Origin of the sequence: Kitasatospora indigofera (assembly GCF_014655955.1) — a bacterium.
Taxonomy (GTDB): Bacteria; Actinomycetota; Actinomycetes; order Streptomycetales; family Streptomycetaceae; genus Kitasatospora; species Kitasatospora indigofera.
Map to the genome: position 1 here is coordinate 122,482 of NZ_BNBO01000006.1, position 21,911 is coordinate 144,392.

A 21,911-nucleotide genomic window follows, 5' to 3' on the forward strand; every position below is an offset into this window, starting at 1 on the left:
CCCGGGGCCCGTGGGCAGGGCTCCGCCCACGGGCCCCGGGCGGGGCATGGCGACCGGCGTCCGCCCTCAGTGCTCCGGGCCGTCGCCCTCGCCGATGTCGAGGGTCCAGGTCTGGCCGACCAGGTCATGGCCGAAGCCCCGACGGGGTTCCTCCTCGGCCAGGGTGAAACCGAAGTGCTGGTAGATCCTGCGGGCGGACACCAGGTTGTCCGTGGTCCACAGCGTCACCCGCCGGTAGCCGGCCGTACGGGCGAAGGCCAGCGCCTCTTCGACCAGGCGGCTGCCCAGGCCCAGGCCACGGGCCGCGGGGGTGACCAGCAGGACACGCAGCTTGGCGACGTCCGGCCGGTCGCCGGCGGCCAGCATCACGCAGCCCGCGCGCTCGCCGTCGACCTCGGCGATCCAGGCGGCCTCGGGCGTCGGGGAGCGCCTGGCCGCGTACCCGGCGACGATCCCGGCGACCAGCGCCTCGAACTCCGTGTTCCAGCCGAACTGCCGGTCGTACAGCTCGCCGTGGGCCATCACGATCCAGCCCAGGTCACCAGGCAGGTCGGCGCGGCGGAGGACGACCTGCCGCTGCTGGGCTGCTTCCGGCACGGTGCACGCTCCGAGGTGTCGACGACTTTCCGTTACTGACACGACTGTGTCAGTCGCCTTAGGCTAGGCCCATGCCGCCGAGAACCGCAAACCCCTCCGCACGCCAGACCGAGCTGCTGGAAGCCGCCTACGAGTACGTACTCGTCCACGGCCTGACCGACCTGTCGCTGCGCCCCCTGGCCGAGGCCGTCGGCTCCAGCACCCGGGTCCTGATGTTCCTCTTCGGCAACAAGGACGGCCTCGTGCGGGCCCTGCTGGAGCGGGCCCGGGCCGAGGAACTGGTGCTCCTGGCCGGGCTCCGCGAGCCCGAGCAGCCCGTCGGCCTGACCGACGCAGCCGAGCAGGTGTGGGCCTGGCTCGCCGCGGAGCGCCACCGCCCGCTGCTGCGCCTGTGGGCCGAGGCCTACGCCCGCTCGCTCGTCGAACCGGACGGCCCCTGGGCGGGATTCGCCAGGAACACCGTGGACGACTGGCTCGGCGTCCTCGCCGACTGCCAGCCGCGGGCCGAACGGGACTCCGAGGCGGGCGCGGTCCGCCGCACCCTGACGCTGGCGACCCTGCGCGGCGCGCTCCTGGACCTCCTCGCCACCGACGACGAAGGCCGGGTGACCGCCGCCGTCCACCAGCACCTGGCCCTGCTGCGCGGCGCCGGGCGGGACGGCGCCTGACCGGCGGCCCGGTGCACCCGGAGCACCGGCCCGGGACCGGCCGGTCCTCCGGTCCCGGCGGGGAGCGGTCCCGGCCGGGGCCGCTCCCGCGGACCGGGTCCTCGCCCGTCCCCGCCGGCCGGGTCCTCGCCCGTCCCCGCCGCCGGCCGGTGGCGGCCGGACGGGTGCGGCCGGCCCCGCGCGGGTGGCGGGGCCGGGCGCACCCCGGCCGGCGGGGGAGGGTGCCGGGGGTCAGTTGGCCAGGCTGAAGTCACCGCCCACCGGGGCGGCGATCTTGTCGACACCGGTCAGCGCGGTCAGCGTGGTCACCGGGGTGCTGCTGTCGGTGGTGGTGCCGTTGCCGAGCTGCCCGGAGCCGTTGTTGCCCCAGGAGCGCACGGTGTTGTCACCGAGCAGGGCGATGGTGTGCTCGCGGCCGCCGGACACCAGCTGGATGCCGGACAGGCCCGGCACCTGGACAGGGGTGATCCGGTAGTCGGTGGTGCCGTCGCCGACCTGGCCGGAGGTGTTCTGGCCCCACGCCTTGAGCCTGTTGTCACTGTCGGTGACGGCGAGGCTGTGGTTGCAGCCCGCCGCGATCTGCGAGACGCCGCCCAGCCAGATGCCCTGGGTGTCGACCGGGCTGTAGCGGCTGATCGTGCTGTTGTCCCCGAGCTGGCCCGTGGCGTTGTAGCCCCAGGCCTTCACCGCGTTGCCGCTGGTGGGCTTGGTGGCGCTGCTCGGCGGGCCGACCAGCGCGAGGTTGTGGTTGCAGCCGGCCGCGATCCGGGTGACGCCGGTCAGGTTGCTGACCGGGGAGGGCACCGTACGGCTGGCCGAAGTGCCGTCCCCGAGCTGGCCGTTGATGTTGTAGCCCCAGGCCCAGACGGTGCCGTCCTCACGCAGCGCCAGGCTGTGGTTGAGACCGGCGGCGATCGCGATCACCTTGTTGAGGCCCTCGACCCGGACCGGGACGCTGCTGTCGGCGTTGGTGCCGTTGCCGAGCTGGCCGTAGTTGTTGCGCCCCCACGAGACCACCGTCTGGTCGGCGAGCAGGGCCAGGCTGTGCGCACCGCCGGCCGCGACGTCGGTCGCGTTGGAGAGGTTCACGACCTGCCCGGGTGCGTTGTGGCTGAACACCGAGCCGTCGCCCAACTGGCCCGAACCGTTGGAGCCCCAGGACTGCACCGTACGGTCCGTCAGCAGGGCCAGCCCGTGGCCGTTGGCCGGACCGGCGCCGCCGGCGGCGATCTTCACCACCTCGGCGCTGGTCAGTCCGAGCACCGTGGTGGCGGTCGTGCGGAAGTCCGTCCAGGTGCCGTCACCGAGCTGGCCGGCCCGGTTGTTGCCCCAGGACTTGAGGCGCTTCTCCTGGGCGTGCGCCGTGCCGACGGGCACCGAGGCCAGGCCGAGCACGGTCAGCGCGGTCACGGTCGCGGCGAGGGCCGGCCGCAGCCGGCCTCGCGGTGCGGTGCGGGAATTCGTCATGTGCTGCCTTCCTGATCGGGGAGGGAGGGTCAGCGCGCCAGGCTGAAGCTGCCGTTGGAGGGAGCCGCGACCATGGAGACGCTGCCGGATTTGGCGAGGACCTGCACCGGGGTGTTCCGCTGGGTGGTGGTGCCGTCGCCCAGCTGGCCCTTGTCGTTCAGACCCCAGGCCTGCACCGTGCCGTCGGAGAGCACCGCCAGGTTGTGGGCGGCGCCGGAGGCGATGCCGGTCACCCCGCTCACACCGGGGACCGGCACGCTGGTGTTCCGCTGGGTGGTGGTGCCGTCGCCGACCTGGCCCTTGTCGTTCAGCCCCCAGCCGCGCAGGGTGCGGTCCTGGAGGAGGGCGATGCTGTGCGAGGCGCCGGCGGACAGGTCGGTGACGTTCCTCAGCTCCAGGACCGGCACCGGGTACGGCTTGTCGACGATGGTGTCGTCGCCCAGCTGGCCCTTGTCGTTGAGGCCCCAGGACATCACCGTGCCGTCCGCCAGGAGCGCCAGCGCGTGCGAGACCCCGGCGGTGATGCCCTTGACGGTGGTCAGTTCGGGCACGGCGACCGCGGTGGTGCGGGTGGCGGGGGCGGGCTTGGGCGGTGCGGTGGCCGAGCTGGCGGGCTTCGGGGTGATGCCGAGCTGGCCCTTGTCGTTGTTGCCCCAGGTCTTCACCGTGCCGTCCTTCAGCAGGGCCATGCTGAAGGTGTCGCCGGCCGCGATCGCCCGGACGTCCTCCAGCCCCGCCACCGTCACCGGGAGGGTCGCGTTGGTCGTGGTGCCGTCGCCGAGCTGGCCCTTGTCGTTGAGGCCCCAGGCCTTGACGGTGCCGTCCTTGAGCAGGGCGAGGGCGTGCGAGCCGCCCGCGGCGATCGCGTCGATGCCGCCCAGCCCGGCGACCAGGCCGGGCACGGCCCACTCGTCGGTGGTGCTGACGGCGCCGTTGCCGAGCTGGCCCTTGTCGTTCTTGCCCCACGCCTCGACGGTGCCGTTGGCGAGCAGGGCGAGGCCGAAGCCGGAGCCGGTGGAGCCGCCGGTGCCACCGGCCGCGACGGCGTTGAGCTCGGCCCCGGACAGCCCCACCACGGAGGTCGGGGTGAGCCGCTGGGTCTTGGTGCCGTCGCCCAGCTGACCGCTGGTGTTCAGCCCCCAGGCGCGCAGCCGCAGGTCGTAGGCGGAGGCGGCGGAGGTGGGCAGCGCCAGCGAGCCCATCAGGGTCAGGCTCGCGACCAGGGCGGGTACGGCGGTCGCGGGCAGGCGGCGGAGTTCGCGGTGCAGCGGATGCATCTCTTCCTCGGGTTCGAAGGGGGCGGGAGGGGTTCGGTGCACGGTCGGTGGCCGGGGCCCCGGCGGGTGCCGGGGGCCGCCGGCCGAGTCGTCAGCCGGTGCGGTGCCGGGGCCGGTCTTCCGGGCCCGGCCCCGGGGACGGTTCGTCAGAGGGTCCGCGCCTGGCGGCGGACGGGGCCACCCCTGGGCAGCGAGGGGTGCGGCCGGGGAGCGGGGCGGGCCCGGGTGAGGCCGTCCGACGGTGTGACGACGGGGTCGCCGTGGGCGCCGGTCCGGGGCAGATCGGCGGCCGCGGCCGGGGTCGCGCCCAGCAGGGGGAGGGCGAGGGCGAGCAGAACGGTGCGGGCCCGAAGGTGTCGGGCCGGTCCGGAAGGGGGTGGCATGGCGTCCTCGGTGATCCAAGCCGCGTGGCCGTGCCAGGCGGTCAGATGGAAGTGATTATCGGATCACATGGATCCTTGCCCAGTGGGCGGCGGGTCGTGCGGATGCGGAGGACTTTCCATGCCGACGGCCCAGTCCGATGGTTCGTCATCGCTCTAACGGTCTGTCACCGGTTGCGGTCCGTAGTCGACGCCCGAAGCATGACGCCTGGGGTCTGAACGACCGTCAGTCGACCGAGACGCCAGTGACCGACATTTCCGCGACTTCAGTGGGAGAGACCGTGCTACGGACACAACGAGCCAGACTCCTCATCGCAGCCCTCGGCGGCGCCGTCGCCGTGGCGGCCCCCGTACCGGCGGGGGCGGAGGACACCGAGCCGGCGGTGGTGGTGAACGGGACGTTCTCCTCACCGACGGTGCCCGCGGAGAAGACCTTCTCCGCGGGCGTGGACGGCTGGACCAGCACCGGCGGTGTCGCCTCGACGACCCGTGCCGCGCACCCGCAGGGCTTCCAGGCCGCCACGCTCGGCTGGAACGGCGGGGGGATCTCGCTCAGCACCCGGCTGCGCGGGGTCCGCAAGGGTGCCACGGTCACCCTCAGCTGGGACGACAACCCCGACATCTGCGTGACGTCGGGCAACGCCAAACGGGCGTACACCACGACGGTGTCCGGCGACACCAACACGCCGGGCAGCTTCACCACCAACACCCCCACCGGCAAGGCGAACTGGTTCCTCGGCCGGACGTACTCCTTCACCGCCGCCGAGGACGCCCCGCAGGTCACCTTCACCTCGGCGGACACCGACAAGCCCTCCTGCGGCGCGCTGATCACCAACGTGGCCGCCAAGCAGACCGCCCCGCCGCTCGGCTCCCCGCAGAGTTCGGCGTCCAGCGACCCCTGCGCGGGCGACGGGGCGAGCAGCCCGCAGTGCAAGGACGTCGCCGCCGGCAAGGACCAGATCTCCAAGTGCCCGCCCACCGACCGGGACTGCCTCGCCGGCGTGGCCGGCAAGGGGGACAAGGAGAACGCCGGTATCGACAAGGAGACCCAGGCCGTGGAGGACTTCGGCAAGGTCCCCCGCGACCAGGACCCGAACACCGCGGCGAGCGACCTGTGCACCCTGCCGAACGCGCTGACCTCCGCGGTGCAACCCGGTGACGCGGTCGTCCCGCCGAGCGACTGGTGGTTCTGCTGATGGGGCGCCGGCTGCTGCACCGCATCGGAACGTCGGTGGCGGCGGCGGGCCTGGCGCTCGCCGCCGCCCCGCCCGCCGGGGCCGCCGACTCGGTGGACGTCCAGGTGCCCAACGGCACCTTCGCCCAGCCCGTGGCACCGGACAACGGCACCATGGCCGGCCACACCGACTGGTCGCCGGACAACACCGGCGTGGTCTTCGGCAAGGCCCTCGCCCAGCACCCGCTCGGCCACCAGGCCGCCGCGCTGAACTGGAACAACGCCGCCCTCGCGCTGCGGACCCGGCTGTGGGGCGTGAAGGCCGGCTCGCAGGTGACCTTGAACTGGGACGACAGCCCGGGCGTGGACCGCCGTTGCAAGGCCGAACAGCTCAAGGACGGCCAGACCTACAACGTCTCCCTGGTCGCCCCCGGCGACCCGGTCGACCCGCAGGTCACCACCAAGGGCACCGACAGCGTCGGCACGGCCAACTGGACCACCGGACGGGTCTTCGAGTTCACCGCGCCGGAGGACAACCCGATGGTGTCCTTCGACTCCGCCGAGAAGCGCGATTCGCTCTCCTGCGGCCCGCTGATCACCAACGTCACCGCCCGGCAGACGCCCGCCCCGGTCGACCAGAAGATCCGCAAGGAGCAGCTCCCCGGCCCCAAGGCCTATCGCGGCAACGACTGGCTGGAGCCCGGCGTGGCCGTCGACGACTGCGAGGGCTCGGCCACCAACTGCGTCTTCACCGTGGACAAGCGGTACTCCTACCAGTACTACGGCCAGACCAGGATCGTCGGCGAGGTCTACATCAACTGCACCCGCAACCCGGTGGTCGACGACCACCGGACGGAGACCACCGAGCCCCCGTACGACAACCTCACCCAGTACTACGCGCTCAAGGGTGCCCCGCTGATCCCCAGCCGCTCGGACATCTCGCTGAGCCGCCCCAACCTGGCCGCCCAGGCCGCCGCCGGTTTCAGCGCGGCCGGGGGGAACACCGCGGCCGTCTCCACCAGCAACCCGCTCACCTGGTCCCGGACCACCAGCAAGGCCCTCAACCCCACCATCCAGCCGGGCGAGACGAGTTGGATCGAGGTCCAGTCGGCCCGCGAGCGGGTCGTCGGCAGCTTCACCAACGCCCGCAACAAGTACCGCCTGGACGCCACCTTCGACGTCCCCGCGACCTCGCTCCCGGACCGCTGGATCCAGCGCACCGGCCCGCTCACCGAGACCGAGCTGCAGCGCTGCGGCTCCGCCCGGCCGACCGCCGGCACCCCGGACAACGGGGCCGGGCCGGACCGGCGTCTGATCACCGTCGACGCCCCGCCCGCTGGGGTCGTCACCCGGTCCGTGCTCCTCAACCCGTAGCCACCGCACCGGAGTCGGCCGCCCTCCCGGCTAGCGGGAGGGCGGCCGGCCGAGGTCACCGGGCGGTCAGTCCAGCGGCGTCCAGCCGCCGGCCGCGCCCAGCCGGTACCGGGCGGCCGGCCGCGCCCCGTCCGTCCGCGGTGGGGCCTCGACCAGCCCGCCGTCGAGCGAGCGGCCGGGCGGGCGCATCGACAGGCAGCGGTCCGAGGCGCTGAAGGTCTGTGCCACCACCGTGCTGACGTTCACGCTGGAGGGGCTGTCGACGATGATGTTCTTGATCAGCTTGCCGATGCCGTCCACCCGCAGCTCGCCCACGGTGCGCGTCATCGCGTTCAGCGTGCCGAACTGCAGCTCGTCGCCGGCCTTCACGGTGAACTTCACCTGGGTGGTCTCGGTGTTGGTCCGCTTCCACTCGTGCGAGTACGTCGCCCTGAACGCCAGCTCGAAGGTGGCCGTCGCGCTGAGCTTCAGCTGGGCGGCGCCCGTCACGGTGCCGCCGACGGCGAGGGTGGCGCCGTTGGAGATCTCCGCGTTCGGGCCCTTGTCGCTCGGCGCGGTGACGTCGGTGTGGGTGATCTCCGTCTTGTTGCTGCCGGTGACACCGGCCGAGACGTCCGTGGTGTTGTCGATCGTGCCCGTCAGCGTGGCCCGGCCGGAGATCTCACCGCCGATGTTGTCCGTCGTGCTCGACTCCAGCACCACCGTGCGGAAGATGTCGATGTCCTTGTTGGTGCAGTTGACCGCCGCGTTGCCCACCGAGGCCACCGCGGAGGTGAGTTCGCGCGAGATCCCGGGGATGATCCGGAACGAGCAGTCGTACGCCTGACCGCACCCGTGCGCGATCGCCGCCGCCTCGTCGGACGGCGCGTCACCGCCCGGAGCCTGTGCCGCCTGGCCCGTGGCCGGGGCGGGTGCTGCTGCCGGTGCCGGTGCCGGTGCCGGCGCCTCGGCTGCGGGCGCGGCGCCGTTCTCGGCGAAGGCGGGTGCCGCCGGGCCGGCGCACAGTGCCAGCACGGTCAGGGCGGCCGGCAGCGTGCGGGGCACGGCCCGTGTCCTCCGGGTGGTCATCGCGGCCTCCAGGTGCCCTCGGTCCCGCGCACGTACACGGCGTCCGGCGTCCGCCGGGCGCTCTCGGCCCGCTCGGGGGCGACCTCGATCAGGCCACCGCCGCCGGAACGGCCCGGCGGGCGCAGCGACAGGCACTTGCCCGGGACGGCGAAGGTCTGGGCGACGATCGAGCTGACCGTGACACTCGACGGGCTGTCGACGGTGATGTTCTTGATCAGCTTGCCGGTGCTGTTCACCTTCAGCTCGCCGGCCGTGCGGGACATGGCGTTCACCATCCCGAACTGGATCTCGTCACCGGCGCTCACCTTGAACACCACCCTGGTCGACTCGGTGTTCACGGCCTGCCACTGCCGGGAGAAGGACGCCCGGAACGCCGACTCGAAGCTCGCCTTCGCGCCCAGGTGCAGCGCGTTCGAGCCCGCCACCGTGCCGGTGACCTCGGCGGTGTTCTTGGCGTCGTCCTTGGTGGAGGGGCCCTTGTCCTTGTTCGGGCCGTACTGGGTGACGCCGTTCACGATGCCCGGTGTCGCGGTGGCCGACCCCGAGACGGTCACCGTGGTGTCCACCCCGCCCTCGATCGCCGCCCGGCCGGAGATCTCGCCGCCGATGTTGTCCGTACTGCTGGTCACGAAGGTGACGGTGCGGTCGATCTCCATGTCGCTGTCCGTGCAGTTGATCGCCGCGTTCCCGACCGACAGCACGCCGCTCACGAACTCGCGCGGGGCCCGGTCGTACATCCGGAAGCTGCAGTCGGAGGCCTTGCCGCACAGGCCGGTGACCTCCCCCGGGGAGGCCAGCGGCTGCGCCCCGTCCAGGGCCTGCGCCACCGGGAAGGGCGGCGGGCCGGTGTCCGTGACGGCGCCGCCCGGTGCGGCGAACGGCACCAGGACGGCCAGTGCGGCCCCGGGTGCCGCCACGGCCAACCGGGCGGCCCACCTCCTGGCGTGCGGGCATGCGGAACCTGCCACAGGCGCTCTCCTCACTCGTGGGTACGTGCTTCCGGGCCGGCCCCGCGGAAGGCCGGCCGACCGGCACGGGCGGACGTCGCGTCGGTCACGGGGGCGTCCGACGGACGTTCGCCCCGGCCCGCTCCCATCCTCGGCGAGGATCCAGTCGTGAGCGAACCATCCGCCGGTGATCGTGCGCCATTCGATGAATCGTCAGCTCCGCCGGGTGGGATCGCCCCCCTCGTGGCCGCCCGGCCGCACCGGCGGGCGGCTTCCCGGCCCGATTCGGCGAGGCAGCAAACAAATACCTACTTTTGTCCACAGATATTGACACTCTCTGGCTCGAATGCTGCACTATGCGGCGATGGCAGCGCAAACATCTGTCCCTCGGGTGACGACGCGTCAGTGGTGAGCCGGTCCGGCCGGGACGCCGTGGCCACGCCCACCGCCCGGTCCACGCCTCGCACCCGGGACCGCTGCCCCGACATTTCCCGGCGAACGGAGCCAACGCCATGACCATGCCCGACCTGCCCCTGGGCCGCAGACGCTTTCTCGGCGGGGCCGCTCTGACCGCCGGTGCCGTCGTGCTGAACGGCTGTCTCGTCCCCTCCCGGGCCGCGGCGGTCGTGCCGCCGCAGGTCACCCTGCCCGCCCGCGGCATCTACGACACCACGGCCGCGCCGGCGTGGACCGACGGCTTCCTCACCGGCAACGGCGAGTACGGCGCGGTGTACCACGGGTCGCCGACGCTGGAGAAGGTGATCGTCAACCACCACCGCTTCGTGATGCCCAACGGCACCCGCGACATGGATCCGCCCAGGACCTCCACCCAGCTGTCCCAGGCGCAGAGCATGGCCCTCGCCGGCGACTACGGCGGCGCGGCGGCCACCTTCGCCGCCGGGTGGGAGCTCCAGTGGACCCAGACCTTCCACCCCGGCTACGAACTGCAGCTCAGCACCCCGGGCGCCACCACCGCCGACAACTACGCCCGGATCACCGACTTCCGCACCGGGGAGGTCACCCACACCTGGACGGACAGCGCCGGCACCTGGAAGCGGAGGGTCTTCACCTCCCGGGCCGACAGGGTCGTCGTCCACGAGCTGCTCCCCGCCACCGGCCGCACCGTCGACACCACGCTCAGCGTCAACACCGCCCTCGACGGTGTACCGGGCAGCGTCTCCTACGCCACCACCGCCACCGCGAGCGGCCGGGAAGGCTACCTCAGCCTGCGCGGCACCTACCCCGCCGGACAGGGCGCCTACGGCTACGAGGGCCTCACCCGGCTCGTCGCCACCGGCACCAAGGCCACCGTCACCGTCAGCGGCTCCACCCTGGTCGTGGCCAAGGCCGCCAAGGTGCTGCTGCTGACCAAGCTGGACCGCTACGACACCTCCAGCGGGTGGAGCGCCAACCCGCTGCAGAGCGCGCTGGGGGCCCTGAGCCCGGACTACACCACCCTGCTCGGCCGGCACAAGCCGCTGCACCAGGCGATGTTCGACGGCTCCAGCCTGGACCTCAACGTCTCCGCCGCCGACCGCAAGCTGTCCACCGCCGAGCTGACCGCGCGCCAGAACGGCAACCGGTCGGTGGTCGACCTGGCGCTGCTGGAGCGGATGTACGACTCCGGCCGGTACCTGTTCGTGAGCTCCAGCGGGGTCCTGCCGCCGCGCCTGACGGGCATCTGGTCCGGCAGCTGGGGCGGGGCGTGGGCCGACGACTTCACCACCGACGCCAACGTCAACTTCCAGGTCGCCGGCGGCAACATCCTCAGCCACGGCACGGCCATGCAGGGCTACTTCGACCTGGTCCTCGGCCAGCTCGCCGACTGGCGCGACAACGCCGGCAAGATCTACGGGGCCCGTGGCTTCCTCGCCCCGACCCGCACCGACGGCGAGCACGGCCACATGCTCCACTTCAACGACGGCTCGTTCCCCGGCCAGTGCTGGACCGGCGGCGCCGACTGGCTGCTCTACCCGCTGCTGGAGTACTACCAGGTCACCGGCGACGCCGCCTTCCTGCGGGACAAGCTCGGCCCGGCCCTGATGGAGCTCGCGCTCTTCTACGAGGACTTCCTCACCCGCACCGACGCCGCCGGGAAGAAGGCCTTCGTCCCGTCCTTCTCGATGGAGAACTCCCCTTCCAGCACCGGGCAGATGCTCTCGGTCAACGCCACGGGCGACATCATGGCCGGCCGGCACGCCCTGCAGGCCGCCGTCGACGCCGCCAACACCCTCAACACCGAACAGGGCGCCGGGCAGGGCGTCGCCCGCTGGACCGCCCTGCTCGCCCAGCTGCCCGACTACGCGGTCAACGGCGACGGCGCACTGGCCGAGTGGTCCTGGCCCGGCCTCACCGACCGCTACAACCACCGCCACGCCCACCACATGTACGGCGCCTGGCCCCTGCACGAGATCAACCCCGAGGACCGGCCCGACCTGGTCCGCTCCGCCGGCCGGGCGCTGGACCTGCGCGGCGACGAGAACTACTCGGCCCACGGCAGCCTGCACCGGGCGCTGGCCCGGGCCCGGCTGAAGGACGGCGCCGGCGTCTACGACAACGTCCGCAAGATCCTCGGCAGCAACATGGTGTGGCGCTCGCTGATGACCTCCCACAATCCCAACCTGGACATCTACAACTGCGACGCCGCCAACACCCTGCCGGCCGTCCTCGCCGAGGCCCTCCTCTACACCCGCCCGGGCGTCCTGGAGCTCCTGCCCGCGCTGCCCGACCAGCTCGCCAAGGGCAGCATCAAGGGCGTGCAGGGCCGGGGCCGCCTCCGGATCGAGAGCCTCGCCTGGGACACCGCCGCCCGCACCGCCACCGTCATCCTCACCTCGGACATCACCCAGACCGTCTCGCTGATCTGCCGCCGCGGCATCACCTCGGTCACCACCGCGGCGACCGTCACCCCCTCCCCGCTCGGCGCGCACGCCAGGAACGTGGCCCTGACCGCGGGCACCCGCACCACCATCACCCTGAAGACGCTCGCCGGGACCTACCGCCTGACCAACCGCAACAGCGGCAAGGTCCTGGACGTCTCGGGGACCTCGCAGTCCGACGGCGCCCCCGTCATCCAGTGGTACTGGACCGCCGGCGCCAACCAGAAGTGGCAGCTGGTGCCCGGCTACGACGGCTCCTTCCGCCTGTCCAACGTCAACAGCGGCAAGATCCTCGACAACCCCGGTGCCTCCACCACCCCCGGTCAGGCCCTGGACCAGTGGACGGACACCAAGGCCCCCAACCAGTGGTGGAAGCTCGTCCCCAGCGCCACCGCCGGCTACTACCGGCTGGCCAACGTCTCCAGCGGCCTGTGTCTCGACGTGGCCGGGGCGTCCACCGCCGACGGGGCCCAGGTCGTGCAGCTGGCCGCGGGCAGCGCGACGAGTCAGGAGTGGAAGCTCGAAGCCGTCTGACCGGTGACCACCGGGGAGCGGGCGTCCCGCGCCGGCGCGGGGGGCCTGTCCGGTGAGGTGCGGCGGGCGCGGCCGGGTGCCGTCGCGCCCCCGGCCCGCCGTCCGGGCCCTGACCTGCGCGGACCGTCCGGCGGACCTGGTCCCCGCCGGGCCCCGGCGCCTACGGCGGGCCGGGGAGCCGGACGGTGACGAGGAGCCCGCCGTCCGGGCGGGGCGCGAGGTCGAGGGTCCCGTCGTGGGCCCGGACGATGCTGTGCACGATGGCCAGGCCGAGGCCGGCGCCGGCGTGCTCGTCCGTCCGTACGCGTTCCGTTCCCCGTCCGCGCCGGAAGGGTTCGGTGAGGGTCGGTACCAGGTCCGCCGGGAGCCGGCGGCCGGTGTTCCCGACCCGCAGCACGCTGGTGCCGCCGTCCGCCTCGGTGTGCACCGTCACGCTGCCGCCTGCGGGGAGGTTGTGCACGACGGCGTTCTGGACGAGGTTGGTCACCATCCGCAGCAGGAGTTCCGCCGAGCCGCTGGTCGGGGCCGGCCCGCCGGTGACGTCGAGCGACGTGCCGCGCTGTTCGGCGAGCGGGAGCAGCGTCTCGGCGGCCTCCTCGGCGAGCAGGGAGAGGTCGACGGGTCCGCGGGTGAAGGTGCCGCGGTCGCCGCGGCCGAGCAGCAGGAGGGCCTCGGTGAGGTCGATCGCGCGCGTGTTGACGACGTACAGGCGCTCGACGAGTTCGTCCCGGCCGCGGGCGGGGTCCTTGCGGGCGACGTCGAGCAGCGCCCGCGAGATCGCCAGCGGGGTGCGCAGCTCGTGGGAGGCGTTCGCGGCGAACCGCTGCTGCTCGGCGACCTGGGAATCGAGCTGCTGGAGCATCGAGTCGAACGCGTCGGAGAGTTCGCGGAACTCGTCCCGGCGGCCCGTCATGCGGATCCGGTGGGACAGCGAGCCCGTCGCGGCCGTCCGGGCCGCCTCCGTGATCTGTCTGAGCGGTGCGAGCATCCGGCCGGCGAGGACCCACCCGCCCACCAGGCCGAGCAGCAGCAGGAACGCCATCACCGCGGCCGCCCTGGGCGCGAAGACGTGCAGGAGGTTGGACCGGATGGGAAAGACACCGGGGGTGAGGCCGCCGGTGGAGCCGGGGACGATGAGCGCGCGATCGGGGACGTACCGCAGCAGGAAGACCCAGACCGCCGCCAGCAGCAGCACGCCGGCCAGCATGAGGAATCCGGCGTAGCTGAGGGTGAGCTTGAGGCGGATGCTCAAGCCGGGTGCCCTAGCCACGCTCCCCTCCTGCGGCCCCGGCCGGCGGCGGTGCGTCGATCCGGTAGCCGACGCCGGGCACGGTGGCGATGACCCACGGTTCGCCGAGCCGTTTGCGCAGCGCGGAGACGGTGATGCGGACGGCGTTGGTGAGGGGGTCGGCGTTCGCGTCCCAGGCCCGTTCCAGCAGGTCCTCGGCGCTGACGACCCCGCCCTCGGCGGCCACCAGGACCTCCAGCACGGCGAACTGCTTCCGGGTGAGCGCGACGTAGCGTCCGTCGCGGAAGACCTCCCGGCGGAAGGGGTCGAGCCGCAGGCCGGCGATCTCCCGGACCGGCGGGCGGGCCTGCCCCCGCCTGCGGTCGAGCGCCCGCAGCCGCAGGACGAGCTCCCGCAGGTCGAACGGCTTGGTGAGGTAGTCGTCCGCGCCGAGCCCGAACCCGGAGGCCTTGTCGTCGATCCGGTCGGCGGCGGTGAGCATCAGGATCGGGATGCCGCTGCCGGAGGCGACGATCCGCCGGGCCACCTCGTCGCCGGAGGGGCCGGGGATGTCGCGGTCCAGGACCGCGAGGTCGTAGGAGTTGACGCTGAGCAGTTCCAGGGCGGAGTCGCCGTCGCCGGCGATGTCGGCGGCGATCGCCTCCAGCCGCAGACCGTCCCGCACGGCCTCGGCCAGGTAGGGCTCGTCCTCCACGATCAGTACACGCATGTCCGAAGCCTATGCAGCCCCACCGGCCGCCGAAGCCTGCCGGGGCGTCCGTACCCGCCGGGCACGCGGCTCAGCCCGCCGGCGCCGGGACGGGGCGAGGCAGGTCCGACGCCGGGTTCCCGGTGGTGCGCCACCAGCGGCGCGAGGCCAGCGCGGCCAGCACCGCGCCGGCCGTGTTGACCAGGACGTCGTCCACCGAGGAGACCCGGTCCAGCCGCAGGACGTACTGGGCCGTCTCGACCAGGACCGAGCAGCCCGCCCCCAGCGCCAGGACCCGCGGCACGGACGCCAGGGCCGTGAACCGCATCGGGGCGAAGAACCCGAGCGCGGCGAGGACCAGCAGGTTGCCGGCGATCCCGAGCGGCCCCATGGTGACCAGGTCCCGCAGCGGTACCAGGCTCACCCGGGCGGGCGCGGTGCCGGGGGCGGCGCCCGGCATCATGGTCAGCCAGAGGAACGGCACCGTCCCGTGCACCAGGCCCACCTCGGCCAGCGACAGCCGCCACGCCGGTGTGACGCCGGCCCGACGCCGGCGGTGCGCCAGGGCCCACACCACCAGCAGGGCCAACGGCAGCGCGACCAAGGTCATGAGCACCACACCGTTGAACGTGTCGTAGCAGCCGTGCCACCGCCCGGCCAGGCACCTCGGGGCGGACATCGCCAGCGGCCGCCGCACGGCGAACAGGGCGCCCGCCAGGCCGAGGACCGCGAGGCCGGGCAGCAAGGTCCGGCGCGTACGGCGCGGCGCCGCCGGCCGGGAAGCGTAGTCGTTCATACCCCCATGGGAGACGGCGGGCCGTTGCGACCGCGTATGCGGTTTTCGATAGGCCCGCGATACAAGCGATTCACGCGATTCAAGCGACTGCCCGCGGCCGGACAGGGGCGCGAGCCGGGAGGGGAACCTGGCCGCCGGTGACCGCCGGGGGTCACGGTCCGCGACTGTCGAGCGGTAGAAGCGCAGGTCGGCCGAGTATGCTGGGACTCACCGTGACCGGGTCCGGAGACCGGCCGGCGTCCCGCCCGGGCGACGCAGGCGCCGGTTCGTCAAGGGTCGCGCGCGCTGTGACGACGGACCCATGGCGCTCAGGGCCACGCGGCGCCGCCGCGGCCACCGGGGACGCCTCCGTCACAGCCTGGAAGGGCGGAGCGTTCCGAGAGGCTCCCGAACCCTTCCGAAGGCACCCGTCCGAAGGCAGGCATCGTGGCTTGTTCCCGCCGGCGCGGGGCGTACGCCCTCGCCGCGTGTCTCTGCGCCATGGCCCTGGGGCTCGGCGGCTGCGGCTCGGACAGCGCCGCGAAACCGGCGGCTCCGGCCCAGGCCGCGTCCGCCCAGGCCGTCGGCGGGATGGACGCGCTCGTCCGTCAGGCCCAGGCCGAGGGCCGACTGAACACGAGCACCCTGCTGCCGCACTGGGCGAGCTACGGGGCCCTGATGGACGGGTTCGCCAAGAAGTACGGCATCGAGGTCGTCAACGACAATCCGGACGGCTCCAGCCAGCAGGAGATCGACGACATCAAGCGCTTCCGGGGGCAGCCGCAGGCACCCGACGTGCTCGACCTCGGTGACTCCTTCGCCCAGGCCGCGGCACGGGACGACCTGCTGGCCCCGTACCGGACCGTCGGGTACGACCAGATCCCCGCCGTGCAGAAGGACAGCAAGGCCCGCTGGGTCAACAGTTACGGCGGCTACGTCTCCATCGGCTGCGACGCCAACCGCGTCAAGACCTGCCCCGTCTCCTTCAACGACCTGCTCAAGCCGGAGTACAAGGGCATGGTCGCGCTGACCGGCGAGCCGGTGACGGCCGGCTCGGCCTTCGCGGCCGTGTACGCGGCGGCCCTCGCGAACGGCGGATCGTTCGACGACATCCAGCCGGGGATCGACTACTTCGCCCAGCTCGACAAGGCCGGCAACTACAACCGTGCCAACGCCTCGGTGACCGCGATCGCCGCCGGCCAGACCCCGATCGCCATCGAGTGGGACTTCCTCAACCTCCAGCACGCCGACGAGCTCAAGGGGGCGGGCGTGCAGTGGAAGGTGTCCATCCCGTTCGACGGCAGCTTCTCCCAGTACTACGCGCAGGCCGTCAACAAGTACGCCCCGCACCCCGCCGCGGCCCGCCTCTGGGAGGAGTACCTGGCGAGCCCGGAGGGCCAGAACCTGCGGCTCGTCGACTTCGCCCGCCCGGTGCTGATGGACGCGATGGCGAAGAACGGCACCCTCGACACCACGCTCGCGGCCCGGCTGCCGACCGTCGAGGGCACACCCGCCTTCCCGACGGAGGCCCAACTGGCCAAGGCGCACGAGACCGTCCGGACCAACTGGCCCACGGCCGTGCCCGGCTGACCGGCCTGACCGGCCGACCGCCCGACCGCCCGCCCGCCCGCCCGCGGGCCCCGGGGAGCCCCGGGGAACGCCGGGGACCGCCGGTCGGTCGTCGGGCGGTGGCCGTGGCGAGTGCGACGGCCGGTCGCGCCGGGCCCGCTACGACCGCTCGCCCGAGGGCACCGCCGGCAGGCCCGCCTGCCCCCGGTCCGTCCGTCCCTGGTCCGCCGGTGCCCGGCCGGGCCGCGTCCGGACCGGCAGCAGCCGGCCGAGCGCCAGCACGCTCAGGCCGAACATCAGGACACCCAGCGGGACGTGGAGCGCCGGACGGTGCGCGACGCCCAGCACCACCTGCACCGAGGCGAGCAGCAGGAACCCGGTGGAGTGCAGGACGGGACGGGGGCTGCCGCCGCCGGGCCGCCAGGCCAGGATCGCGGCCAGCAGGTACAGCATCGTCGCGCCGTACATCACGCGCGCCCCGACGCTGTGCAGCACCTCGCCGTAGGAGGTGGAGAGCAGCAGCCCGGCGGTGGTCGCCTGGAAGAAGATGGCCAGGGTCTGCAGTGCGATCGCGATCCGCAGGAAGGTGCGACCGCTGGGTTCTGACGTGGTCCGGGTGGCCATGGTGGGTCCCCTGTTCTGCCTCGCGGCGGTGGATCGGTAGTGTCTCGACCGATCGACGACGCAGGCCCGCGAAATGTGAGGCGGGTCGCCGATCGCCGGTCCGGTGCGGTGCCCGCCGAGGTGGCGGGGGCGGAGGCGGACGAGACGAACCAGGGAGCGGTCACCAGCATGAACACCCCGCCGACGGCAGGTCAGGACCGTCCCGGGCCGGGCCCGGGCGCGATCACCGACGAGCGCCGCCGGCTGGTCAACATCGCCTACCGGCTGCTCGGTTCACTGGCCGAGGCCGAGGACGCCGTCCAGGAGGCCTACGCCCGCTGGTACGCGATGCCACGGGAGCGGCAGCAGGCCGTGGAGTCGCCCGGTGCCTGGCTGACGACGGTGGCGAGCCGGATCTGCCTCGACCTGCTCGGCTCGGCGCGGGCCCGGCGCGAACGCTACGTCGGGGAGTGGATACCCGAGCCGCTGCCCGACCGGACGGAGTGGATCGGCGGGCCGGCGGGCGGCGGCCGGGCGGCGCCGGCCGACCCCGCGGACCGGGTCACCCTGGACGAGTCGGTGAACATGGCCTTCCTCGTCGTCCTGGAGTCGATGACACCGGCCGAGCGCGTGGCGTTCGTCCTGCATGACGTCTTCCGGTACCCCTTCGCCGAGATCGCCGAGATCGTCGGCCGGTCACCGGCGGCCTGCCGGCAGCTGGCGTCCTCGGCCCGGCGGCGCACCCGCGCCGCGCGGGCCCAGGCCGCTCCGAAGGCCGGGCAGGCCGGTCTGGTCCGGCACTTCAAGGAGGCCTGGGAGGCGGGGGACATCAGGGCCCTGGTCGGCCTCCTGGACCCGGACGCGACGATGGTCGCCGACGGCGGCGGACTGGTCGGCGCCGTCCTGCGCCCGGTCGTGGGCAGCGAGCGCATCGCCCAGTACCTGCTCCACATCGCCGACCTGGCCCCCGGGCTGACGCTCCTGGAGCGGACGGTGAACGGCCGGCCGGGCCTGGTGGCCCAGCACACGGGCGTCACCGTGACCGTGGCGGCCTTCGACCTGACGGACGGCCGGATCTCCCGCATCTGGGCGGTCCGCAACCCGGAGAAGCTCCGCCCCTGGACCGGGGCCGGGCCGAACTGACCGGGCCGGCACCCCGCTCCTGCCGGTCGGTCGTCCGGGCCGGCCCGCGTCCCGTCCGTGCCCGGACCGGCGGAAAACCGCCGGCCGGGGCGGCTCCGCCCTCGTAGCATCCGACCGACGACGGACGAGGGCGGAGCGTCCTGCTCGCCCCGCTGGACGTCGACGACGCCGAACTCCTCCAGCAGTGGCGGGCGGACCCGGTCGCCGCGCACGCGCTGGGCAACTGGCCGCGCCCGCTCACCGCCCTGCGTGAGCGCGTCGAACGCGACATCGGGAACAACGACCGCGACGACTTCCTCGTCCTGCTGCCCGACGGCACCCCCGTCGGGCATACCGCGGTCTTCAACCAGGACTTCGCCGACGCCACCGCCGAACTCGAACTGCTGCTCGCCCCCGGGCACCGCGGCCGGGGCCTCGCCCTCGACGCGCTGAACGCCCTGACCGACCTCGTGTTCGGCGAGCTTCCCCTGTACCGCCTGCAGGCGGACACCCACGCCGGCAACGAGCCCGCCCTCGCCACGCTCGCCGCCGCCCGTTTCACCCGCGAAGGCGTCCGCCGCTCCGTCTGCCTCCACCACGGGCGCCGCCACGACGTGGCCCTGCTCTCCCTGCTGCGCCCCGAACGGGAGGCCCGGTCCCGTCCGAAGGCCTGGGAGCTGCCGACGCCCCGCCCGGTGGCGGGCTGAAACCTCCCGGTGCCGGGTCCGACCGCCGGACCGGGCGGTGCCGGTGGGTCCGTGGCTGGGCCGGGCGGGTGGGGTCAGGGGGTGATCGGGGACGCACCGGTGTGGTGCCGGAGGGCGGCGAGGTGATGGCGGGAGGCTGGTGCTCCGGAGGCAGGCAGGAGAGAGCGCGTGAGCGGGCACAGCCGTCGAGATCCCCGGGACCCCACGGCGCTGGGCGGCACCGGGCCTGGGACGGGTGCCCTTCCCGGTCCCGGTAACGGGGACGCCGCGCGGGTGGCGGGGGATCCGGGTGTGCTGGGGACGGCCCTGGCCGTGGTGCTGGCGTTCTCGCTCGCCGAGGGCTCGTGGGAGTGGTTCTCCACCTATCTCGGGCTGACGCTGCTCGCCGTGATCCTGTCCTTCGGCCGGGTGCCGGCGCGGACACCGGGCCGGGGCACCGCCTACGGGTGGAGTCTCGCGGCGTACTCGCTGGTGGTCGGTCTCTGCGTGGCACTGGCGCTGGCACCCGCGCTGCAGCGCTGGGACTGGCTGTTCCCGATGCCGGCCACCCGGCAGGGGTGCGTGGAGTCGGGCCGGTACGAGAGCCTGCGGACGCAGGCCGCCCTGGGGGACCTGGCCGGGCAGGACGCCGAGGCACTGGCGCACACGCAGCAGGAGCAGGGTCACCAGGTCGTCGTCGACTGCCTCGCGGCGACGACGACGCGCTGGCTGCCGGTGTACGCGCTGGGCACGGCGCTGCTGGTGGGTGCGGGCTCCTGGGTGTGGGGGCGGGCGCGGGTCCGCAGGGCGGCCGCCGGATCCGGCTGAGCCGACGCCGTGGCCGGGCCTGCACCCGTGCTCCCCGGGCGGCCGTCCGCGGGAACGGCTGGTGCCTGAGGGCACGTCCGACAGCGGCACCGTCCCGGCGTCGGCCGCCGCCCCGTCCCGTCGGTCGCCCGCGTGCCGGGGCTCCGACGGGACCGGCCGCCGGCCCGGCTCAGCGGTGGAGACGGGCGGTCAGCACGTTGGGATCCGGCGGCGGGGCGAAGGCGGCGCTGGTGACGAGGACGGTGCGCCGGTGGACGGCCACGGAGGTGGGGCTGGTCAGCCCGTCCTCGGCGGTCAGCACGACCGACCGGGAGCCGTCCGGGGCCAGCCGCACCACCTGGTCGGCGCTGTTCAGCGCGGCCAGGACGGTGTCCTCGTGAGCGTCGGTGAAGGTGAAGTCGTCGATGCCGGCGAGCCCGTCCGCCCGCGTCCCGACCGGGCCCGCGGTGCCGTCCTGGCGGACCGGGATCCGCAGCAGGGCGCCGGTGTCGGTGTTGCTGACCCAGACCGCGCCCCGGTGGACCTTGATGCCGTTGGCGCCGAGGAATCCGGTCGGCTGCAGCGGGGATCCGCCGGCCCAGACGGTCGGCTCGCCGCCGTCCACCGGAATGCGCCGGACCACGCCCAGCACGGAGTCGGCGGAGTAGAGGACGCCGGCCTGCTCGTCGAGGGCGAGTCCGTTGGGCAGGCCTTCCGGCGGCAGCTGGGCGATCCGCCGCAGCGTGCCGTCGCAGTCGAGACGGTAGACGCCGGTGAGTGCGGTTCCGGTGGCATAGGTAGCGTAGAGGGTGCCGTCGTGGGCGCGGGCGATGCCGGTGGCCGCCGCGAAGCCGACCAGTGGCGTGTTCGGGTGCTCCTCGGCCGGCATGGTCGCCAGGATCCGCACTCCGCCGTCGGGGGCGATCCGGGCGATCTGGTGGGCCGAGAGGAAGGTCACGTCCAGGGAGCCGTCCGGCTCCGGCGTGCTGTTCTCCGGCATCTGACCGGCCGCCAGATCCAGATGGACCAGAATCCTGGCGTCGGACAGCGGCGGGGCGGCCGCGGTGGCGGGCGAGGCGGCGAGCAGCGCCAGCACGGCGGCCGCGATGCCTGCGGCGCCGGCCGGACGGGGAGTGCGGGGCACGGGGTCTCCTGGTTGAGGGGGCGCCGGCTGACGGTGTGTGGTCCGGCGGTGCTTCCAGCAGAGCACGGCGGGCCGGGTCGGCCCGGCGGCGCGGGCGGAGCGCGGCGGACGCCCCGGCCGGTGCCGTGGGACGGCGGCGCGGGCCCGGGCGGCGGCGCCCCGGGTTCGCCCGGGCGGACGGCACCGGGGCGGAGCAGTCCGGGCTGCCGCCGGAGCGGGTCGCCGGCCGCTGCGGGGGCTCAGCGGGGCCGGGGGCTTCGCCGGGCCGGTCGCCGGGCAGGCCGTTCCTGAGCGCGCCGGCGGCCGGGTTGCCCGGCGGTCCGGACCGCCGGTGGGCGTGGACGCGTGCTTCGGCGGGACGGGGGCAGTCGTGGGGAGGGACCGACGGTGGAGGTGGCGAGGGTGGACGGACAGGGTCATTCGATCAGGGCGACGGGCTGGGCCCGGACGCTGCCGATCGCCAGTGGGGTGCGGGCCGGGCGGCAGTGGGCCCGGCGCCATCTCGACGAGCTGGGCTGGACGTCGTCGGCCCCCGACACCGCCGACGCGGTGGTGCTGATCGTCTCCGAGCTGGTCACCAACGCTCACGTGCACGCCGGCAGCAGCGCCGACCTGGTGCTGACCTGGGACGGCACCTGCCTGTACGTCAGCGTCCACGACTCCTCGTCGGAGGCGCCCCGCCCCCGTACGGCCGGCTCGGACGCCGTCTCCGGCCGCGGGATGGCGCTGGTGGACGCCCTCGCCGACCACTGGCAGACCCGGACCGGTGACCGCGGCAAGACGGTGACCGCCTGCTTCCACCCGCCCGGCCGCCCCGGCCACCGGAACGCGGAGGCCACCGGGTCCGGCGGGTAGTGCCGGCCGCATGGCCTTCCGCGGGGCCGGTCCCCCGCACCCCCGCCT

20 protein-coding genes are annotated in these 21,911 nt (G+C 73.9%); 9 read left to right on the forward strand and 11 right to left on the reverse strand.

Translation table 11 applies throughout. The annotated features are described in order from the left end of the window. Positions 1-66: 66 nt before the first annotated feature. Positions 67-597 (reverse strand): GNAT family N-acetyltransferase, encoded by a 531-nt coding sequence (locus IE329_RS08405; protein ID WP_229927267.1) that lies wholly within the window; start codon positions 595-597, stop codon positions 67-69. Positions 598-668: 71 nt separating this feature from the next. Between IE329_RS08405 and IE329_RS08410 the strand changes: the two genes are divergently transcribed. Beyond that, positions 669-1,265: a TetR/AcrR family transcriptional regulator gene (locus tag IE329_RS08410; protein ID WP_190210191.1), complete on the forward strand. Its 597-nt coding sequence runs from the start codon at positions 669-671 to the stop codon at positions 1,263-1,265. A gap of 231 nt (positions 1,266-1,496) precedes the next feature. Here IE329_RS08410 and IE329_RS08415 read toward each other — a convergent pair whose 3' ends face one another. The 3 genes from IE329_RS08415 to IE329_RS08425 all read right to left on the reverse strand — a co-directional run bounded on the left by IE329_RS08415 (position 1,497) and on the right by IE329_RS08425 (position 4,392). Beyond that, on the reverse strand, positions 1,497-2,732 hold the full coding sequence (locus IE329_RS08415) for an RCC1 domain-containing protein (RefSeq protein WP_229927268.1): 1,236 nt from the start codon (positions 2,730-2,732) through the stop codon (positions 1,497-1,499). 29 nt (positions 2,733-2,761) lie between these two features. Next, positions 2,762-4,009, reverse strand: a complete 1,248-nt coding sequence (locus IE329_RS08420; protein WP_190210192.1) for an RCC1 domain-containing protein — start codon at positions 4,007-4,009, stop codon at positions 2,762-2,764. Positions 4,010-4,155: 146 nt separating this feature from the next. Further along, positions 4,156-4,392: a hypothetical protein gene (locus IE329_RS08425; RefSeq protein ID WP_190210193.1), complete on the reverse strand. Its 237-nt coding sequence runs from the start codon at positions 4,390-4,392 to the stop codon at positions 4,156-4,158. Between the two features lie 278 nt (positions 4,393-4,670). On the opposite strand from IE329_RS08425, the gene IE329_RS08430 reads away from it, so the two are divergent. Beyond that, a complete protein-coding gene (locus IE329_RS08430) occupies positions 4,671-5,585 on the forward strand; it encodes a hypothetical protein (RefSeq protein ID WP_190210194.1) in 915 nt (304 codons plus the stop codon). Then, positions 5,573-6,937: a hypothetical protein gene (locus tag IE329_RS08435; RefSeq protein WP_190210195.1), complete on the forward strand. Its 1,365-nt coding sequence runs from the start codon at positions 5,573-5,575 to the stop codon at positions 6,935-6,937. Before IE329_RS08430 ends, IE329_RS08435 begins: the two co-directional genes overlap by 13 nt. 66 nt (positions 6,938-7,003) lie before the next feature. Here IE329_RS08435 and IE329_RS08440 read toward each other — a convergent pair whose 3' ends face one another. Beyond that, complete coding sequence (locus IE329_RS08440; protein ID WP_190210196.1) at positions 7,004-7,981, reverse strand: hypothetical protein; 978 nt, start codon at positions 7,979-7,981, stop codon at positions 7,004-7,006. Between the two features lie 20 nt (positions 7,982-8,001). Beyond that, positions 8,002-8,973 carry a hypothetical protein gene (locus tag IE329_RS08445; RefSeq protein ID WP_190210197.1) on the reverse strand — a complete coding sequence of 324 codons (972 nt, stop codon included), beginning with the start codon at positions 8,971-8,973 and terminating at the stop codon, positions 8,002-8,004. 491 nt (positions 8,974-9,464) lie between these two features. Here IE329_RS08445 and IE329_RS08450 point away from each other — a divergent pair, with 491 nt between their 5' ends. Then, the gene (locus IE329_RS08450; protein ID WP_190210198.1) at positions 9,465-12,365 is read left to right on the forward strand and encodes a glycosyl hydrolase family 95 catalytic domain-containing protein; all 2,901 of its coding nucleotides are present in this window, start codon (positions 9,465-9,467) and stop codon (positions 12,363-12,365) included. 160 nt (positions 12,366-12,525) lie between these two features. Here IE329_RS08450 and IE329_RS08455 read toward each other — a convergent pair whose 3' ends face one another. The 3 genes from IE329_RS08455 to IE329_RS08465 all read right to left on the reverse strand — a co-directional run bounded on the left by IE329_RS08455 (position 12,526) and on the right by IE329_RS08465 (position 15,098). Further along, positions 12,526-13,635, reverse strand: coding sequence for a sensor histidine kinase (locus tag IE329_RS08455; RefSeq protein ID WP_190210199.1), 1,110 nt, complete (start codon positions 13,633-13,635; stop codon positions 12,526-12,528). Continuing rightward, entirely contained in the window at positions 13,628-14,323 is a 696-nt protein-coding gene (locus tag IE329_RS08460; protein ID WP_190210200.1) for a response regulator transcription factor, read from the reverse strand. Before IE329_RS08460 ends, IE329_RS08455 begins: the two co-directional genes overlap by 8 nt. A 70-nt stretch (positions 14,324-14,393) precedes the next feature. Then, complete coding sequence (locus IE329_RS08465) at positions 14,394-15,098, reverse strand: VanZ family protein (RefSeq protein WP_190210201.1); 705 nt, start codon at positions 15,096-15,098, stop codon at positions 14,394-14,396. A 480-nt stretch (positions 15,099-15,578) separates the two neighbouring features. On the opposite strand from IE329_RS08465, the gene IE329_RS08470 reads away from it, so the two are divergent. Continuing rightward, positions 15,579-16,667 (forward strand): ABC transporter substrate-binding protein, encoded by a 1,089-nt coding sequence (locus tag IE329_RS08470; RefSeq protein WP_190210323.1) that lies wholly within the window; start codon positions 15,579-15,581, stop codon positions 16,665-16,667. Between the two features lie 138 nt (positions 16,668-16,805). Here IE329_RS08470 and IE329_RS08475 read toward each other — a convergent pair whose 3' ends face one another. After that, positions 16,806-17,270: a hypothetical protein gene (locus IE329_RS08475; protein ID WP_229927269.1), complete on the reverse strand. Its 465-nt coding sequence runs from the start codon at positions 17,268-17,270 to the stop codon at positions 16,806-16,808. 168 nt (positions 17,271-17,438) lie between these two features. Between IE329_RS08475 and sigJ the strand changes: the two genes are divergently transcribed. From sigJ to IE329_RS08490, 3 genes are all read left to right on the forward strand, one after another. Beyond that, positions 17,439-18,392: an RNA polymerase sigma factor SigJ gene (sigJ, locus tag IE329_RS08480; RefSeq protein WP_190210202.1), complete on the forward strand. Its 954-nt coding sequence runs from the start codon at positions 17,439-17,441 to the stop codon at positions 18,390-18,392. A gap of 140 nt (positions 18,393-18,532) precedes the next feature. Then, complete coding sequence (locus IE329_RS08485; RefSeq protein WP_190210324.1) at positions 18,533-19,078, forward strand: GNAT family N-acetyltransferase; 546 nt, start codon at positions 18,533-18,535, stop codon at positions 19,076-19,078. Positions 19,079-19,369: 291 nt separating this feature from the next. Next, positions 19,370-19,885 carry a hypothetical protein gene (locus IE329_RS08490; RefSeq protein WP_229927270.1) on the forward strand — a complete coding sequence of 172 codons (516 nt, stop codon included), beginning with the start codon at positions 19,370-19,372 and terminating at the stop codon, positions 19,883-19,885. 169 nt (positions 19,886-20,054) lie between these two features. Here the strand turns inward: IE329_RS08490 and IE329_RS08495 are convergent, their stop codons facing one another. Continuing rightward, complete coding sequence (locus tag IE329_RS08495) at positions 20,055-21,008, reverse strand: SMP-30/gluconolactonase/LRE family protein (protein WP_190210204.1); 954 nt, start codon at positions 21,006-21,008, stop codon at positions 20,055-20,057. 402 nt (positions 21,009-21,410) lie between these two features. Here IE329_RS08495 and IE329_RS08500 point away from each other — a divergent pair, with 402 nt between their 5' ends. Beyond that, positions 21,411-21,863 (forward strand): ATP-binding protein, encoded by a 453-nt coding sequence (locus tag IE329_RS08500; RefSeq protein WP_190210205.1) that lies wholly within the window; start codon positions 21,411-21,413, stop codon positions 21,861-21,863. Positions 21,864-21,911: the final 48 nt, after the last annotated feature.

Bases quoted from the DNA above. Each gene is read 5' to 3' on its own strand.
- sigJ (WP_190210202.1), top strand. From the start codon at position 17,439: ATGAACACCCCGCCGACGGCAGGTCAGGACCGTCCCGGGCCGGGCCCG.
- IE329_RS08425 (WP_190210193.1), bottom strand. From the start codon at position 4,392: ATGCCACCCCCTTCCGGACCGGCCCGACACCTTCGGGCCCGCACCGTT.
- IE329_RS08470 (WP_190210323.1), top strand. From the start codon at position 15,579: ATGGCCCTGGGGCTCGGCGGCTGCGGCTCGGACAGCGCCGCGAAACCG.
- IE329_RS08450 (WP_190210198.1), top strand. From the start codon at position 9,465: ATGACCATGCCCGACCTGCCCCTGGGCCGCAGACGCTTTCTCGGCGGG.
- IE329_RS08410 (WP_190210191.1), top strand. From the start codon at position 669: ATGCCGCCGAGAACCGCAAACCCCTCCGCACGCCAGACCGAGCTGCTG.
- IE329_RS08415 (WP_229927268.1), bottom strand. From the start codon at position 2,732: ATGACGAATTCCCGCACCGCACCGCGAGGCCGGCTGCGGCCGGCCCTC.
- IE329_RS08420 (WP_190210192.1), bottom strand. From the start codon at position 4,009: ATGCATCCGCTGCACCGCGAACTCCGCCGCCTGCCCGCGACCGCCGTA.
- IE329_RS08465 (WP_190210201.1), bottom strand. From the start codon at position 15,098: ATGAACGACTACGCTTCCCGGCCGGCGGCGCCGCGCCGTACGCGCCGG.
- IE329_RS08460 (WP_190210200.1), bottom strand. From the start codon at position 14,323: ATGCGTGTACTGATCGTGGAGGACGAGCCCTACCTGGCCGAGGCCGTG.
- IE329_RS08475 (WP_229927269.1), bottom strand. From the start codon at position 17,270: ATGGCCACCCGGACCACGTCAGAACCCAGCGGTCGCACCTTCCTGCGG.